Genomic DNA, 13,181 nt, shown 5'->3' on the forward strand with positions numbered 1-13,181 from the left:
CCTGCGGCAGCCGGAGCATCGAAGGTGCCGTACTGGCGTTTCCTCCCCGCATCGCTGGCGGGATCGCTGCTGTGGTCAGCGGTCTATGTGAGCCTAGGCGCGTTCGCAAGTGCGTCGGCATCCCAGCTCGCACAGACGCTCGGACATGGCGCCTGGATTGTGTTCGGTCTCATAGCCGCGTTCACCATCGTTGCAGTCCGAGTGAGAAGCAAACGCGCTCTCCGCCACTTGGCCGAACACCATGAGGAAGAACCGTAGCTGACACCCACATCATGGCTGAAGCGCTTGTCTAGTGGTCCGTCACGCAACCTTGGCCGGGTAACTGGTCCAGCTTCGGATGGGTGAGCTGGCGGCGAAGCTGTCTTCGGTTGCGCACGGGCGTTGCGCCAGCGGACGTAGCCGCCGATCGCCGCGTTCCCAGGCTCCCGGCCGTCCATCAGCAGCAGACGTAGGTCGATCGCCCGGGTGAGGCGGCTGTGGGGCCTGAAGGCGTGCCAGCGTTCGCCTCCTGGTCTTGGACGATGCGGCCGCGCAGCATGGCCTCCATGACCTTCATGAAGCGGTGCGCCCTGGAACGGCCGATGACGAACGGATTCTCCGCTCCCGCCGACCCGACGCGCAACTCCTCGATGCGCGGCAGGCCGTGGTCGACGCCCCCCGTGATTGTTCAGCTCGACGTCCACTCCTGCCCGCCTCATCCTGGAGGCGAAGGCGAGCGCGGAGGAGAGATTGGTGCGCTTGGCCGTGGTCGCGGCGGGCGGGTTGGTCCCGCCCCACAACATCGCGGTGTGCCTTCGCCCCTTCCAGCGCACTGGGAAGATCGGCGAGACGGTGCCCGGCGTGTGCCCGGGCGTGTGATGGAACGCGACTGTGGTGTCGCCGAGGCTGAGCCTCTGTCCGTCGGAAATCTCCAGGTCTCGCTTGGGCACATGGGCCGGGCGTTCGGCGGCGACGAGGTTCCAGCCGGCTCGGCTCATCACGACTCGAGCGCCGTACCGGTCGGTGAGGAAGTGGCGCCGCCAAAATGATCGCTGTGGCCGTGGGCGACCACCACGTACTTGATCTCCGATGGATCCACTCCACAGAAGCAGCCCAGGAACAATGATCTTCTCGGCGTCGAACGTGTGTGGTGAACGAGTCCGGATGGCGCTGATGGAAGCGCGCCCGGCCGGGCTCACCACCCGGCAGCTGGTCGCCGCGCCCGGGCTGAGCCCCTACCAGGTCCGCAAGGGAATCTTGTGGATCAAAGAAGTAGCCGCGCGCGAGCACTTGACCCCGCTCGTCTATACCGCGAAGGGCGGCTACCGGTTTCCCGCCGACTCCGCCGACTGGGTGGCCTACGCGAAGGCGCAGTTCGCCGCCGCGCTGACCCGGATCAGCCGTCTGCTGGACGGCACGATCACTCCGCACGCCATGAAGTACCCCGACGACAAGTGGGCCCGCTTCGTCCTCGCCCAAGCCACCAGCCTGCAGTCCACGCTGGACATGCTGACCAACAGTCATGCGCCGGTCAGAGGCTGAACGATGCACCCACGCCGCTACCCCTCCGACACCACCGCCGCCGAGTGGGCTCTGCTGGAGCGGCTCCTTCCGGTTCCGGCCTGCCGCACTCCCTCCGGTGGCAGGCCGGAGAAGCATCACCGCCGTGACGTGGTGGACGCGATTCGCTACCTGGTGGCGAACGGCTGCACCTGGAGGGCGATCCCGGCCGATTTCCCGCCCTGGGCCACGGTCTATGGCCATTTCGTGCGCTGGGCCCGGCAGGGGGTGGTCAACCAGATCCGTGATCAGCTGCGTCGCGCCATCCGGTTGCGCAAGGGCCGCTGTCCCAGCGCGGTCACCCTGATCATCGATTCTCAGTCGGTGAGGGGATCGGAGACGGTCAGCAAGGCCACTCGCGGATATGACCCCGCGAAGCGGACGAATGGGAGGAAGCGACATCTTGTGGTTGATCCGGACGGGCTCCAGGTGATGGTCATGGTCACCCGGCCGACATGGCCGATCGGGACTGCGCCCGTGACCTGTTGTTCCGGCTGCGCCTGACCCACCCCGAGATCACCCTGGTTTGGGCCGACTCTGCCTATGCGGGATCGTTGATCGAGTGGGCGCGCGCACCTTCTTGAACCTCACCGTCAAGGTGGTTTCCCGGCCGCGCGGTGCTCAGGGTTTCGTCGTGCTGGCCAAGCGCTGGGTGGTGGAACGCAGCCTGTCGTGGGTGCTGCGCGCCCGTCGCAACATCCGCGATCACGAACGGCTGCCCCAGAACAGCGAAATTATGATCACCTGGTTGGCGATCACTCAGATGACGCGCCGTCTCACCCGCAGCGCCCGCGCCAGGTCGTCCTGGGGAAAGGTTTCGTGACCGCGCTGCTGCGGGTTACCGTGTCTCGGAACCCATCAAACGAGACACGCCGATCCGCAGCCATACGGCCACGAAACCCTTGGTGAGTGCCCCTCATGGGATCTCAAACCGAGCAATGCCTGAACTGCGAGGCACCATTGCCCCCGCCCATCGCCCGCGGCGGTCGGCCTCGCAAGTGCTGCTCCGACGCCTACCGTTGGGTCTTCGGCCGGAAACGCGCCAGACGCTGGCGCCCGCTCACCCAGCGGCACCAGCGTCAGGACGGCACCCGCAAGCAGCGCCGCCATCTCCGCGACCAAGCTGAACACCTCGCTCAAACGGCCGGGAAACTGGCCCTCGACCTGCACGCGGAAGACCTCGCTCCGCCCACCCAGCAGACCGGCTGGAAACCTGGCCCCATCGCCGGCTACACCGCCGCCGCGCTGCCTCTGCTCGCCCAGGCCCGCGCTGTCCTGGCCGCGGCCGTCACCGCCGACCGTGCGGCTGGGGCCACCTGGGACGAGGCCGCGGCAGTGTTGGATGTCAGTCCTGACACCGCCGCCCGTCGCTACCGCTACTGACTAGTGCGAGCCAGCCGATTCTGTGGTGTGGCCACGAGGACGAAGCGGTGCGCCTGAGCCGTCAGCGGTTTGCCGCGCTTCATTTCCTCGTGGAGTGCCCGCAAGCGGCGGGCGTAGCGGTCCACGTCGAAGTCCGGAACCTGCCACGAGACAATCCGCAAGAACAGCACGAGCGCGCCCACGTCGTGGAACGTTGTCCGCACCTGCGCCTCCTGGCTCCACGTTACAGTTAGTCCGGCCTCGGCCAGCGCGGCGCTGGCGCGGGCGAGATCCCAGTCACGGGGGGAGAGCGGAGGTACACCAAGGGCTTGGTTGACCTCGTCGAGATTCTGGCCGCCTACCTGCTGGGTGATGAAGAGACCGTCGCTGGTCAGGACACGGCGGATCTCAGAAGGGTCGTAGGACTCGTGCCGATTGACCACCAACGCGAAGGAGCCGTCGGCGAACGGCAGGACGCCATCCCCACCAGCCGCGGCGACCTCGATGCCCAGCGGCTCCAGGCGACGGCGGGCGAGCGACAGGTTGGGCGGGTAGCCCTCGGTGGCGGCAGTGCGAGGCGGAAGCTGGCCAAGCCCTGAGAGGAACTCGCCGCCTCCCGTACCCAAATCCAGCAATGAGGCCGCGTGGGGCAGACGAAATGAGCTTCCCCCAGTTCTCCGGACATTAGACCCGCGGGTCCTCGGATGGGCGATGTTGTGAGCGGCGCACACCGCCTGGTCGACGGCGTTGCTCCAGTGCTCCACCCGCACGCGCTCGCGGTGACTCGGGTGCCACCAGCGGAGCCACGTTCCTCAGGGGTGTAGACATCCAAGAGCACCGACCGCAAGCGAGTACTGGTCGTAGAGGCCGTCGTCGATCGCGAGCCCGGAGCCGGCCAGCCAGCGATCTTTCGGGACCGCTCCGATGCTCGCCACCACCGTCGCCGCGGGCACCTGCGAACCGTCGGTCAGGTGGACCCGCAGCCCGGCGATCTCCTGGACCACCCGGCGGTCTACCGCGGCCCGCCGCATCTTGGTGATCGCACTGTGCCGCATCATGTGCGGCCGGGCCCGGAATCTGGCGGCGGATCGACACCATCAAGGTGCCCAAGAACCTGCCCCGTCCCGCCGCGGCCGCCGACATCGCCAAGGTCTTAGGCCTTGCAGGGGAATAACCCGTAGCTTTCGGGGCTGTCGATCGTTGCTGTGGTATGGGCGCGGCGGCAGAGACAGTGACGATGCTGGCGGCGAAGTTCGAAGCGGTCTTTCCGCATCTGGATGAGCGGCAGCGGCGGTTGCTGCTGGGGGCCGAAGCCCGCGCGTTGGGGCATGGCGGGATCCGGGCGGTGGCCAGGGCAGCCGGGGTTCGCGAGGCGACGGTATCGGCCGGGGTGCAGGAATTGGAGTCGGGGCAGGTGCCGCTGGGTCGGGTGCGTCGCCCTGGTGGTGGGCGCAAGCGGGGGTGGCCGATCTCGATCCGGACCTGCGTCCGGCGCTGTTGGCTCTGGTCGAGCCGGACATGCGCGGGGATCCGCCACCTGACACAGGAACCCGTGGAGCGCCGGATGCGCGGAGACGCGCTTGTCCGGTGCGGAGGGTGGGCCAGGGAAACGGGCCGGGAGAAATCTCGGAACCGCGCCCCGGCCCCTACATCATCGGCACCGGCAGGTCGGCGATCGGCACGTTGGTGGAGCGCACGACGTGGTTCACCCTGCTGTTGCACCTGCCTCGGATGGAGGGCTTCGGCACGCAGGAACGGGTGAAGAACGGCCCGGCGTTGGCCGGCCGTGGCGCCGAGGCGGTGCGGGACGCGATCTCCAAAGAGATCATCGGGTTGCCTGAGCAGCTACGTCGCTCGCTGACCTGGGATCGGGGCACGGAGCTGGCGCAGCATGCTCAACTGCGTATCGACACCGGCTTGCTGGTCTATTTCGCCGACCCTCATAGCCCTTGGCAGCGTGGCACCAACGAGAACACCAATGGCCTGCTGCGGCAGTACTTTCCCAAGGGCACCGATCTGTCACGCTGGGATGCCGAGGAGTTGGCGGCTGTTGCGTTTGCGCTCAACACCAGGCCCCGAAAGACCCTCGGATGGAAGACACCGGCAGAAGCCTTCAGTGAGCATCTAAACTTTCTGCTGAGCAGCAGTGTTGCGACGACTGATTGAATCCGAGCTGTCCGTGAGTCGCCGGTGTCATGCCTGCAAGCCCAGCGTCTCGGCGTCGTGCCAGCAATTGATGTAGTGTATAGCTTAATGATCAGCTATGAGCTCGGTGTCGAGGACCTCGCCGACACCCGGTTCGCGATCTCACCCCTGTATGAGACGGTCTTGAGCTTGCGGGTCCTGCGTGACCCCGGTCTGCACGTGCTGCACCTGCCGTGGCGCAGGGCGGTGTACGGCAAACTCGGCGCGACCGATGTCGATCCGCTGTTGTCTCTGGTCGGGGAGAAGCTCGCCCTTCCGGACTTCCTGACCCCTCGGCCGACCACCTTCGCTCCAGCGTTCGAGGAAGAGCTGTCCCTTGTCCGGCAGGCAGCCCCGGAGCTGGTCCGCCGCGACCTGTCGGCCGCGCTCATCCTCGGGCCGATCCCCGCTGACGACGCGTTCGCCGTCAGGTTCCGTGACGAGGCCTGTGATCTGCTGGAGCGCTATTGGGAGCTGGCCCTCAAACCCGTCTGGCCCCAGATGCGGATGACACTCGAGGCCGACATGACCTACCGGGCGCGGCAACTGGCCGTGGGCGGCGCGCGCCTGCTGTTCGCCGACATGCACCCGAACCTGCGCTGGCATGAGGGGGTGCTGTACATCTCCAAGATGATCGGCCGGCACCATGTCGCGGCGTCCGGCCGTGGGCTGCTGTTGATGCCGTCGGTGTTCGCCCACAAGCCCGCCCCACCGGTCAGTCCCGAGGAGGCGCCGAGTTTGGTGTACCCCAGCCGCGCCGTGGCCACGCTGTGGACGCCGCCGCCGGTCGCGGATGCGACCGCTTTGACCGCGCTGCTCGGCGTGCCCCGGGCCAGGTTGCTCCATCTGCTCGATGAGCCGCTGCCGACGATCGAGCTCGCCCGCCGCCTACGCGTCACCCCCAGTGCCGTCTCTCAGCACCTGCGCGTCCTGCACGCCACAGGCCTGGTCGCGCGGGCCCGTGACGGACGGCAGGTTCTGTACCGCCGCACCCCGCTCGGCGACCACCTCACCCAGCAGCATTAAGCAATACTCTAAATCGTTTGGCCGTCCCCCACCCATGCTGTGAGCTGGGCGCATCACAGCGCACGACTGCCGGCGGAGAAGGACAGCGGGGATGAACTCCAAGTGGCTCGGGCCCAGCACGGGAGAGGTCAAAGCGTTTGAGGCGGAGATCAGCGAACTGGCGGAGGGGATCAACCAGCAGATCGCGCGCATCCGCGAGACCTACGGGGAACTCTCCGCTATGGAACACACGGCACGTTCCGCGGACGAGATGGTGAGCGTGACCGTTGGCCAGCACGGCCAAGTCCGCGTGCACGTATCCCATTCACCGGCGATCAGAGCACTCGGCGACGCTCTCACTGACGATGTCGAGGGCACCTCCCCCCGTGTCGCACCTGAACCAGGCCCGCGAGTTCCCTCAGAACATGCGCATGGGACTGTGGGCCATGGGGGTGCTCGGATTCGCGTTGGCCATAGAACACGACAAGATCGTCGGCTACGCGGAGAACACGGTCGCTAACACGATCCTAGGTCTACATGATGATCGGGACCGGCTGCACACGGTCGCCGGCAACGTCCAGACTGTGGAGAACAGGAACGAGGAAAATGTCCGGCGGCTTTAAGGTTCCCGGCTCCATCCACACTCCGGACCCGTTCCAGCCGGGGGATGAGGGCGGCGACTTCAAAGCAATCCAGTACGCCACCCTTGCCATGTACGCGGTCGTCACCGCGGTCTTTCCCGGGGTGGACATGCGGTCGCTCGTCGGGTACGGGCTGACGGTACCGGCCGACCCACAGGTGATGCACAGGGCCGCGGACGCCGCCCACCCAACAGACGAAGGGCCATCTTACTTTCGCCGCAAAAGCCTGATGATCGCGCCGAAACCCATTTAAAAGGGGGGCGCCGGAATACGGCAGACATGGGCCACGCCGGAGCGGTGACCGGACGGAACTCGGACTCTATCCCGTTCCTCACTCATGCTGCTTTCGGAACGAGAGGTACGCTACTTGAACGACGAGTTCCAGCTGGCCATCGAAGCGCTGGCCAAGGAATACAACCGGCAGACTGGCGAGCTGCGAGCGGCGTACGGCAAGCTGTCCGAGCTGACGGGGACCACCGAGTCCCGCGACGGCATGGTGAGCGTGACAATGGGGCCGCGTGGTCAGGTACAGGACATCAAGCTCGACCCCCGGGTGTACCGCAAGCTCTCGCCGTCGCAGCTCGCCCGCGCGATCATGGAGCAGATCGGCGCCGCCACGGAACAGGTAGCCGGCCGGACGAAGGAGCTCATGGCGCCATTCATGCCGGAAGGGCTGCCCCTGGAGGAGGTACTGGGCGAGGGGGCGAGCATCGAGTCGTTCCTGCCGCAGCCGGTGAAGCTGCCGCCCGAGAAGGGGGGCGCGCGTGGGTAGCGCTCGCGCCCAGGGGTACCGGGCCGTCTTCAGCGGTCTGCCAGGTTGGTTGGAGCGCCGTGGGACGACCTCTAGACCAAAGCGACAGTTGTTTCAGGTGAGTGGATTTCGTAGCGTGCGTGGAATCGGTACGGCGGGCCGTGTCCGGGCGGTGATCGAGGATGATCGTCTCGCATCGATCGACATGCACGCGCGGTCGATGCGGCTGGCTCCGGAGAAACTGGCGGAGCATGTGCTGGTCGCCGTCAACGCCGCGCTGGAGGATTTCGCCGCCCGGTCCGCCGACCAGGCCCCCGTTCCGGTGATCGATCCGCTGGCCTTGGCCGGGCAGATGCGGGAACTCCGCGACGAGGTCGGGGAGCGGATGTGGGTCCTCACCAACGCGATGCGGTTGAGTGCTGACCAATTCCGGCAGGAGGCGGACATCGCTTCGGACGTGCCGGTCATGGACTTCCGGCACACGTTCGACGAGGTGATCGGCCTCCTGGAGACCATCGGCGGCGTGCCCGACGGCGAGGCGGACGAACTGCTGGGCGAAGGGACGGCCGGCCGGGGCATGGTCCGGGTGATCAGCGGGCCGGGTCCGAGACTCGTAGCTGTGACCATTGACCAACGGGCGATGCATACGACGCCGGAGCTGAGCGGATACCTGGAGCAGGCGGTCAACCAGGCGATGGACGAGTCGGCAGTGAGGTTGCGCGAGCACCGCCGAGCCGCCGGTGCCGACCCTGATCTGATCGAGGCGCGAATCCATGGTCTGCAGGAATCGGGCATGGACCACATGCGATCCTACGGAGAAGCGCTTGCCGCCTTCATGTCGAGTATCCGCCCACGTGCGGGAAACGACGAAGAGAAGACGGTGCATGGAAGCTGAAACGGTACTCGACCACGCGCAGTTCGGCCGGTCCGCCGAGGGCCTCGCCAATACTCACCAGCAGGCGTCGGCCCGGGTTCAGGCATTTCTAGAGGACGTGAAGTCCTATGGCCGGCCGTGGGGGATGAACAATGCCCTCGGCCAGACGATCGGCATGTGCTACGAGGCCACACTAGGATTGATCAAGGAATGTCTTCGGGGCAATCTGGATGATTACCACGGCTATCCGAAGGGCCTGCGGTACATGACCGCTCAATATCGGTCGGCCGAAGCGGCATCCGCCGCCGCCATCGACAATGTAAAGGTGTGGTGACGAGCAGTGGCTCTTGAACGTCCCGAAGGACAGCTCGCCGTGATCGAGGCATTCCTCGACTGTGTCTTTCCGGACGGCGACGAGATCGCCTGCATGGAGTTGGGCAAGGTACACGATCTGCAGGCCGGTCGGCTCCGCGAGTCGCTGGCCGACGGGGACGGCCATGTGAAGGCCCTCGCGGCCACCAGCCGGGGAGAGGGCGTCACCGCCTTCACGGAAAACTTCTCCCACTCCGAAGGAGCGAGCAACAATCTCACGGACGCAACGACCGGAATGCGTGCCGCCGCTCTCGGGCTGCACGCCGGCGCGCAGCTTGTGCTCGCGCACAAGGCCTTCACGCTGTACTACTACGCGCTGGCCGCGGCTGCACTCGTGTCCGGCGGGGGCATGGCGGCGCCCGCCGTCCAGCGGGCCTTCCGGCTCGCCCTCGACAGGATGACCAACATCGCCGCCAACGCCGTCCTGGTCTGACCGCGCGGCTGGTGGGCTGCCGTAATCGAAAGAAGTGCGTGATGATCAGCAAAGCTGGCGCGCGGGCCATTCTGGAGCAATTTCTGAACGGCATGTACATGGACGGGCCGCCAGGCGACGGGATCGTGGTGAACGCCGATGTCGTGGAACGTGAGTACGGCTGGCTGTTCACCTACACGACGGCGGCGTTCCGCAGGACTGGGGATCACCGTCACGCTCTGGTGGGGGCAGGACCCGTAGCCGTGCTACGGGACAGCGGACGCATCATAACGTTCCCCTCGTACCTGTCCCGCAGCCAGGCGGTCGCGGAGTACGAGGCCGCCCCCCAGAAGTTCGCCGCCGGTCAGCAATGAGCCACATCGCCTTTCTTGCCAGGCGGCATGGGCATGAGTAAGTTCGAGCTGCCGCTGCCACCCGGTATTTTCCGACCGGTGGGGATGTTTCTGCGGCCGAGTAGGGGGACGCCCGAATTCGAGAGATACTTCAACCATGTGGCAGGCGTGAATACCAAGGTGGCCCGGCGGCCGGTCCAGGGCGTCGACTATCGCCCGTCCGGCGTGGCGTATTTAAATGACGCACCACATACTGCGCAGGATCTGGCGCGCCTGGCAGAGGCGCAGGGCAAGATGAAGCAGTTGATGAGCAGGATGCCGAACGGGGTTCCGCGGACCGCCGAAGACGTGGCCCGTCTGTTGCCGTACGTCAATCCGCTGAAGGGGACGACTAACTGCGCCGAGATATCGTTGGCCGTCAGTTCCGTTCTTCTCGGGGATGCTAGGGTCGCAGGACGCTCTCCAGCGAACAGTCTGTCTATCTTTCCGATAGGGAGTCCCCAAGCGATCGAGAAAGAGTTGCTGGATGCCGGGCACCGTGCTCAGGGGAACGTGCAACTGATGTTCCCAGATGGTGGAGGTCATGGCTTCAACGCGATTAACCTCGATAACAAGGTGTGGTGGGTCGATGGTCAGATCCCGGCCATAGGAGACGCCATCGGTCCCAACGCAGGCGGGAATTGGTTCTTCGTTCTGACCGAGCGAGGGAAGCACTAAGCTCGATTCTTCAGCGGGCTGTGTTGCATGAGTGGCTCCGCGGTTTGCCCGTAATGTGAACCGCCCCGACTTTGATGGAGATGGTGTGCCCTGGGTTCGATGGAGTCGCGTTTCTGGATTGTCATGCCACGGTGGACGTGTTCTCGAACTGTATCGGGGTGAGCATGCCCAGACTGCTGTGCCGTCGTTGCCGATTGTGCCAGATCTCCAGGTACTCGAAGATCGCGTTCGCGAGCTCGATCCGGGTGTTCCAGCGCTGACGGTCGAGGAGCTCGACCTGCATGCGAGACCAGAACGACTCCATCATGGCGTTGTCGAAGCAGTCCCCGACGCTGCCCGTCGAGGGCAGCAGGCCAGAGTCCTTGGCGCGCTGGGTGAAGGCCCAGGAGCCGAACTGGACGAACGACCCTTGACCCGTGGCCCTAGAAGGGTGTTGAGGTCGTTCGTCACGCATCGATCGTCAACACCCTTCGTCGTTCCCGCACCCCCAACGTCGCAGGCCGAAATCTGTGACCCGGTAGCGGTGGCTGCGTGGGATGCGTTCGATCAGGCCGTGCAGGTGTAGGCGGCGCAGGTCGTAGCCGGCCTGGCCATCGAATTCATCGACCAGGCCGAGGTCTTCCAGATGTGGCAGGAGCCGATGCCGCGCAAGCCCGGCCATGGTCGTTGGCGTCAGATGATCGAGGAAGGGCCGGCCCTTAGTGGTCTCGCCTGGAAGTTTCTCGGGGGTTGACGGACCGAGACTGATCGTGTTTCAGCGTCAGGTGTCGATGCAGGTGACGTAGAGGTCGCAGACTAGGTTCAGGGCGTCCTGTGGGGTTCCGGTGAACCAGGGTGCGGCCTCGTAGCGGTCGTTGCTGGAGGTGTGGATGGCCAGCCCCCAATGGGTGGCCGAGCCGCCGTAGCGCTGCCACCGCGGGGCTCCGCTTCCTGCGACCGCGTCGTGCACGCCGGGGTTCCGCGTCCCATAGCCGCACACCTGACTGGTTCGACTGACTACATGACCGGCTGTCCGGTTCAGGTGAAGCGGCGCAGTGTCAGCCGCCGGGAGAACGATCGGTAATGGGCCAGAGGTCCAGCTCGACGTTGAACCACCTGCCGACTTCGGCTGTCAGCAAGCGCTGCAGCATTTTCCCTTCCTCGGCATACACGGCCGCGTCGTCAGGCGATCGCCAGCCGTGCTCGTAGTGAAAGCGTTGCTCGAAGTGCTCCTGCCAGGCGTTGAGGCGAGCAGCGAGCTCATCGGGGGTATCCAAGGATGACGGATCCATCGCGCCTTCGCTGTTCCATAGCGGCCAGCCGACACCGTAGTCGCTCATGAGTCGCAGATGCCGACGATCCGTCACTCTGCCAGTCTACGATGGTCGTCTCCGTAAATCCTTCGGGGATCATACGGCCGCGTCGAGTACGGCAGGCTGATGGTCGCAGTCATCGTGCTGCTGGGAGTTGGGCTCTTTCTGTTCGTGTCGCTCGATCCGGACCAGTAGGTCCTCGAGGTCGGCCGGGGTGAACTTCCATCTGAAGGGCCGGGGGGTCTCGTTGTAACGACGTTCGAAGGCGATCAGCCGGTCTTCGACCTGGTCGATACTGGTGAAGTCGTTGGGTGAGACGACCTTGCGCTGCACGATGGAGAAGAAGATCTCCACTTGGTTCCCACGAGGCGTGCACGGGGGTGTGCACCATGACCGCGTTGGGGAAGCGTTCGGTCAGCCGGTCGGCGGCGGTCTTGCCGCGGTGGGAGGAGCCGTTGTCGACGATCCAGAACACTCGCTTGGTCGAGGCGTAGGGCTCTTGGGTCATGACCTGCTCGGCCAGATCCATGAACGGGACGATGCCGGTCTTGGGCGAGCAGCGGCCGAACAGGTGGGCGCGGTGGACGTCATAGGCGGCCAGGTGCGCCAGGGCGCCGCCGCGGTCGTAGTCGTGGTTGATGCGCATCATTCGCGATCTGCCCGGTGGCAGGGCGGGGTGGCAGCGGCAGCGGGCCTGGATGGAGGTCTTTCTCATCGGCGCTGATGACGTACTCGTCGTCGCCGAGCGGGATGTCGTCCCACCGGCGCGCGTATAAGTCGAGCACGCGGGTGGCCTTGGCGGCGAAGGCCGGGTCGCAGATGAAGATCCACGATTGGTGCTGCCAGGGTTTGAGCGTGTCCTCGGCCAGGATCCGGCGCACGGTGGAGGCCGAGATCGTTGCTGCCAGGCCGCAGGTGACGGCCTCGCTCGCCAGGTGGGGGCAGCTTCAGCGCGACAGCGGCGCGCTGGTCTCGGCCGGCAGCTGGCAGGCCAGTGCGTTGACCTCGGCGCGCTGAAGAGTGCTGAAGGTGGGTGGCCGGCCGGAGCGGGGCCGATCGGTCAGGCTCTTGATGCCCTCCTGGCTGCGGTAGCGTCCCCGCCATAACCGCACGGTGTCCACCGTCACCCCACGCCGCTGGGCGATCTGGTTGTTGGAGCCGTGCGCGGCATCCAGCACGATCCGGACCCGGACCACAAGCTGGTAGGCAGCGGTGTGGGAGTAGGCGATCTCCTTGAGCCGCCGCCGTTCGGAGGCGGTCAGCGTGGTCAAACGAGCGCGACAGCGGGGCACCGAGGTCTTTCTCTGGTCGATCTTGGGCAAGTGACCCGCCGACATTGCCCGGCACGTGCCGATGGGTGCACGCCCGACACGCCCGCACGGCAAGATGTCGGTCATGCCCGCGATCTCCACCTCGGCCAAGACCTCGCTGGACCAGCGGCTCACGCAGCACGCCAAGGAGCACTGGCCGCAACTGGTCACGGTCCACGCGCGCTACCACGGCCAGTTCGCCTACGTCGAAGGACGGCTCACCAACGGCGGCCGGCTGCCCCTGATGCGACTGCGCTATGGGGGCTCGGCCACCCATTGAGAGAGTTCCATCCTGTTTCCGCAGGTAGAACGGGCTGGTGTGGTGGCGGTCAGGTGTGAACGTCGTGGTGGCGAGGCGAGATCATGAAG

The 13,181-nt window shown here is 65.9% G+C and carries 23 protein-coding genes and 4 pseudogenes; 17 read left to right on the forward strand and 10 right to left on the reverse strand.

Annotated features, from left to right (window positions below; translation table 11 throughout):
* Nucleotides 1-258: DedA family protein (locus tag ACIBVN_RS59160; RefSeq protein WP_397151463.1), on the forward strand; the 258-nt coding region annotated here is incomplete at its 5' end.
* Between the two features lie 474 nt (nucleotides 259-732).
* On the forward strand, nucleotides 733-858 hold the full coding sequence (locus ACIBVN_RS59165; protein ID WP_397151465.1) for a hypothetical protein: 126 nt from the start codon (nucleotides 733-735) through the stop codon (nucleotides 856-858).
* A gap of 118 nt (nucleotides 859-976) precedes the next feature.
* On the opposite strand, the gene ACIBVN_RS59170 is transcribed toward ACIBVN_RS59165, so the two are convergent.
* Nucleotides 977-1,078 carry an MBL fold metallo-hydrolase gene (locus ACIBVN_RS59170; protein WP_397151467.1) on the reverse strand — a complete coding sequence of 34 codons (102 nt, stop codon included), beginning with the start codon at nucleotides 1,076-1,078 and terminating at the stop codon, nucleotides 977-979.
* Between the two features lie 65 nt (nucleotides 1,079-1,143).
* Between ACIBVN_RS59170 and ACIBVN_RS59175 the strand changes: the two genes are divergently transcribed.
* The 3 genes and pseudogenes from ACIBVN_RS59175 to ACIBVN_RS59185 all read left to right on the forward strand — a co-directional run bounded on the left by ACIBVN_RS59175 (nucleotide 1,144) and on the right by ACIBVN_RS59185 (nucleotide 2,922).
* Nucleotides 1,144-1,521 carry a hypothetical protein gene (locus ACIBVN_RS59175; protein WP_397151469.1) on the forward strand — a complete coding sequence of 126 codons (378 nt, stop codon included), beginning with the start codon at nucleotides 1,144-1,146 and terminating at the stop codon, nucleotides 1,519-1,521.
* A gap of 3 nt (nucleotides 1,522-1,524) precedes the next feature.
* Nucleotides 1,525-2,353 (forward strand): annotated as a pseudogene (locus ACIBVN_RS59180) (IS5 family transposase); the annotation flags it as partial.
* Between the two features lie 104 nt (nucleotides 2,354-2,457).
* A complete protein-coding gene (locus tag ACIBVN_RS59185; protein ID WP_397151471.1) occupies nucleotides 2,458-2,922 on the forward strand; it encodes a hypothetical protein in 465 nt (154 codons plus the stop codon).
* On the opposite strand, the gene ACIBVN_RS59190 is transcribed toward ACIBVN_RS59185, so the two are convergent.
* Nucleotides 2,916-3,671 carry a class I SAM-dependent methyltransferase gene (locus tag ACIBVN_RS59190; protein ID WP_397151473.1) on the reverse strand — a complete coding sequence of 252 codons (756 nt, stop codon included), beginning with the start codon at nucleotides 3,669-3,671 and terminating at the stop codon, nucleotides 2,916-2,918. The two genes, ACIBVN_RS59185 and ACIBVN_RS59190, sit on opposite strands and share 7 nt — an antisense overlap.
* A 42-nt stretch (nucleotides 3,672-3,713) precedes the next feature.
* Entirely contained in the window at nucleotides 3,714-3,959 is a 246-nt protein-coding gene (locus ACIBVN_RS59195; protein WP_397151475.1) for a hypothetical protein, read from the reverse strand.
* A gap of 179 nt (nucleotides 3,960-4,138) precedes the next feature.
* Between ACIBVN_RS59195 and ACIBVN_RS59200 the strand changes: the two are divergent.
* The 11 genes and pseudogenes from ACIBVN_RS59200 to ACIBVN_RS59250 form a co-directional block, all read left to right on the forward strand.
* A pseudogene (locus tag ACIBVN_RS59200) lies at nucleotides 4,139-4,434 on the forward strand (ISAzo13 family transposase); the annotation flags it as partial.
* 108 nt (nucleotides 4,435-4,542) lie between these two features.
* Nucleotides 4,543-5,067, forward strand: a pseudogene (locus ACIBVN_RS59205) (IS30 family transposase); the annotation flags it as partial.
* Nucleotides 5,068-5,154: 87 nt separating this feature from the next.
* The gene (locus ACIBVN_RS59210) at nucleotides 5,155-6,111 is read left to right on the forward strand and encodes an ArsR/SmtB family transcription factor (RefSeq protein ID WP_397151477.1); all 957 of its coding nucleotides are present in this window, start codon (nucleotides 5,155-5,157) and stop codon (nucleotides 6,109-6,111) included.
* A gap of 365 nt (nucleotides 6,112-6,476) precedes the next feature.
* Nucleotides 6,477-6,713: a hypothetical protein gene (locus ACIBVN_RS59215; protein ID WP_397151479.1), complete on the forward strand. Its 237-nt coding sequence runs from the start codon at nucleotides 6,477-6,479 to the stop codon at nucleotides 6,711-6,713.
* Nucleotides 6,697-6,984: a hypothetical protein gene (locus tag ACIBVN_RS59220; RefSeq protein ID WP_397151481.1), complete on the forward strand. Its 288-nt coding sequence runs from the start codon at nucleotides 6,697-6,699 to the stop codon at nucleotides 6,982-6,984. The genes ACIBVN_RS59215 and ACIBVN_RS59220 overlap by 17 nt, the downstream gene beginning before the upstream one ends.
* Nucleotides 6,985-7,098: 114 nt before the next feature.
* Entirely contained in the window at nucleotides 7,099-7,503 is a 405-nt protein-coding gene (locus ACIBVN_RS59225; protein ID WP_397151483.1) for a YbaB/EbfC family nucleoid-associated protein, read from the forward strand.
* 151 nt (nucleotides 7,504-7,654) lie between these two features.
* A complete protein-coding gene (locus ACIBVN_RS59230) occupies nucleotides 7,655-8,377 on the forward strand; it encodes a YbaB/EbfC family nucleoid-associated protein (protein ID WP_397151485.1) in 723 nt (240 codons plus the stop codon).
* A complete protein-coding gene (locus ACIBVN_RS59235; RefSeq protein ID WP_397151487.1) occupies nucleotides 8,367-8,690 on the forward strand; it encodes a hypothetical protein in 324 nt (107 codons plus the stop codon). Before ACIBVN_RS59230 ends, ACIBVN_RS59235 begins: the two co-directional genes overlap by 11 nt.
* A gap of 6 nt (nucleotides 8,691-8,696) precedes the next feature.
* The gene (locus ACIBVN_RS59240) at nucleotides 8,697-9,161 is read left to right on the forward strand and encodes a hypothetical protein (RefSeq protein WP_397151489.1); all 465 of its coding nucleotides are present in this window, start codon (nucleotides 8,697-8,699) and stop codon (nucleotides 9,159-9,161) included.
* 41 nt (nucleotides 9,162-9,202) lie between these two features.
* Nucleotides 9,203-9,514 (forward strand): YrhB domain-containing protein, encoded by a 312-nt coding sequence (locus ACIBVN_RS59245; protein ID WP_397151491.1) that lies wholly within the window; start codon nucleotides 9,203-9,205, stop codon nucleotides 9,512-9,514.
* A gap of 33 nt (nucleotides 9,515-9,547) precedes the next feature.
* Nucleotides 9,548-10,210: a hypothetical protein gene (locus ACIBVN_RS59250; protein ID WP_397151493.1), complete on the forward strand. Its 663-nt coding sequence runs from the start codon at nucleotides 9,548-9,550 to the stop codon at nucleotides 10,208-10,210.
* A 121-nt stretch (nucleotides 10,211-10,331) separates the two neighbouring features.
* On the opposite strand, the pseudogene ACIBVN_RS59255 reads toward ACIBVN_RS59250, so the two are convergent.
* From ACIBVN_RS59255 to ACIBVN_RS59285, 7 genes and pseudogenes are all read right to left on the reverse strand, one after another.
* A pseudogene (locus ACIBVN_RS59255) lies at nucleotides 10,332-10,610 on the reverse strand (transposase); the annotation flags it as partial.
* Nucleotides 10,611-10,670: 60 nt separating this feature from the next.
* On the reverse strand, nucleotides 10,671-10,871 hold the full coding sequence (locus tag ACIBVN_RS59260; RefSeq protein WP_397151495.1) for a hypothetical protein: 201 nt from the start codon (nucleotides 10,869-10,871) through the stop codon (nucleotides 10,671-10,673).
* A 99-nt stretch (nucleotides 10,872-10,970) separates the two neighbouring features.
* Nucleotides 10,971-11,159 carry a hypothetical protein gene (locus ACIBVN_RS59265; protein ID WP_397151497.1) on the reverse strand — a complete coding sequence of 63 codons (189 nt, stop codon included), beginning with the start codon at nucleotides 11,157-11,159 and terminating at the stop codon, nucleotides 10,971-10,973.
* Nucleotides 11,160-11,247: 88 nt separating this feature from the next.
* A complete protein-coding gene (locus tag ACIBVN_RS59270; RefSeq protein WP_397151499.1) occupies nucleotides 11,248-11,529 on the reverse strand; it encodes a hypothetical protein in 282 nt (93 codons plus the stop codon).
* A 69-nt stretch (nucleotides 11,530-11,598) separates the two neighbouring features.
* Entirely contained in the window at nucleotides 11,599-11,856 is a 258-nt protein-coding gene (locus ACIBVN_RS59275) for a hypothetical protein (RefSeq protein ID WP_397151501.1), read from the reverse strand.
* Nucleotides 11,857-12,089: 233 nt separating this feature from the next.
* Nucleotides 12,090-12,383: a hypothetical protein gene (locus ACIBVN_RS59280; RefSeq protein ID WP_397151503.1), complete on the reverse strand. Its 294-nt coding sequence runs from the start codon at nucleotides 12,381-12,383 to the stop codon at nucleotides 12,090-12,092.
* A 66-nt stretch (nucleotides 12,384-12,449) separates the two neighbouring features.
* Nucleotides 12,450-12,773 carry a helix-turn-helix domain-containing protein gene (locus ACIBVN_RS59285; RefSeq protein ID WP_397151504.1) on the reverse strand — a complete coding sequence of 108 codons (324 nt, stop codon included), beginning with the start codon at nucleotides 12,771-12,773 and terminating at the stop codon, nucleotides 12,450-12,452.
* A 124-nt stretch (nucleotides 12,774-12,897) separates the two neighbouring features.
* Here ACIBVN_RS59285 and ACIBVN_RS59290 point away from each other — a divergent pair, with 124 nt between their 5' ends.
* Complete coding sequence (locus tag ACIBVN_RS59290; protein WP_397151506.1) at nucleotides 12,898-13,092, forward strand: hypothetical protein; 195 nt, start codon at nucleotides 12,898-12,900, stop codon at nucleotides 13,090-13,092.
* The last annotated feature ends 89 nt before the right edge of the window (nucleotides 13,093-13,181 follow it).

It is taken from the genome of Nonomuraea sp. NPDC049400 (genome assembly GCF_044466425.1).
Taxonomy (GTDB): domain Bacteria; phylum Actinomycetota; class Actinomycetes; order Streptosporangiales; family Streptosporangiaceae; genus Nonomuraea.

Bases quoted from the DNA above. Each gene is read 5' to 3' on its own strand.
- ACIBVN_RS59175 (WP_397151469.1), top strand. From the start codon at position 1,144: ATGGCGCTGATGGAAGCGCGCCCGGCCGGGCTCACCACCCGGCAGCTG.
- ACIBVN_RS59185 (WP_397151471.1), top strand. From the start codon at position 2,458: ATGGGATCTCAAACCGAGCAATGCCTGAACTGCGAGGCACCATTGCCC.
- ACIBVN_RS59195 (WP_397151475.1), bottom strand. From the start codon at position 3,959: ATGATGCGGCACAGTGCGATCACCAAGATGCGGCGGGCCGCGGTAGAC.
- ACIBVN_RS59210 (WP_397151477.1), top strand. From the start codon at position 5,155: ATGATCAGCTATGAGCTCGGTGTCGAGGACCTCGCCGACACCCGGTTC.
- ACIBVN_RS59220 (WP_397151481.1), top strand. From the start codon at position 6,697: ATGTCCGGCGGCTTTAAGGTTCCCGGCTCCATCCACACTCCGGACCCG.
- ACIBVN_RS59235 (WP_397151487.1), top strand. From the start codon at position 8,367: ATGGAAGCTGAAACGGTACTCGACCACGCGCAGTTCGGCCGGTCCGCC.
- ACIBVN_RS59245 (WP_397151491.1), top strand. From the start codon at position 9,203: ATGATCAGCAAAGCTGGCGCGCGGGCCATTCTGGAGCAATTTCTGAAC.
- ACIBVN_RS59250 (WP_397151493.1), top strand. From the start codon at position 9,548: ATGAGTAAGTTCGAGCTGCCGCTGCCACCCGGTATTTTCCGACCGGTG.
- ACIBVN_RS59260 (WP_397151495.1), bottom strand. From the start codon at position 10,871: ATGGCCGGGCTTGCGCGGCATCGGCTCCTGCCACATCTGGAAGACCTC.
- ACIBVN_RS59270 (WP_397151499.1), bottom strand. From the start codon at position 11,529: ATGAGCGACTACGGTGTCGGCTGGCCGCTATGGAACAGCGAAGGCGCG.
- ACIBVN_RS59290 (WP_397151506.1), top strand. From the start codon at position 12,898: ATGCCCGCGATCTCCACCTCGGCCAAGACCTCGCTGGACCAGCGGCTC.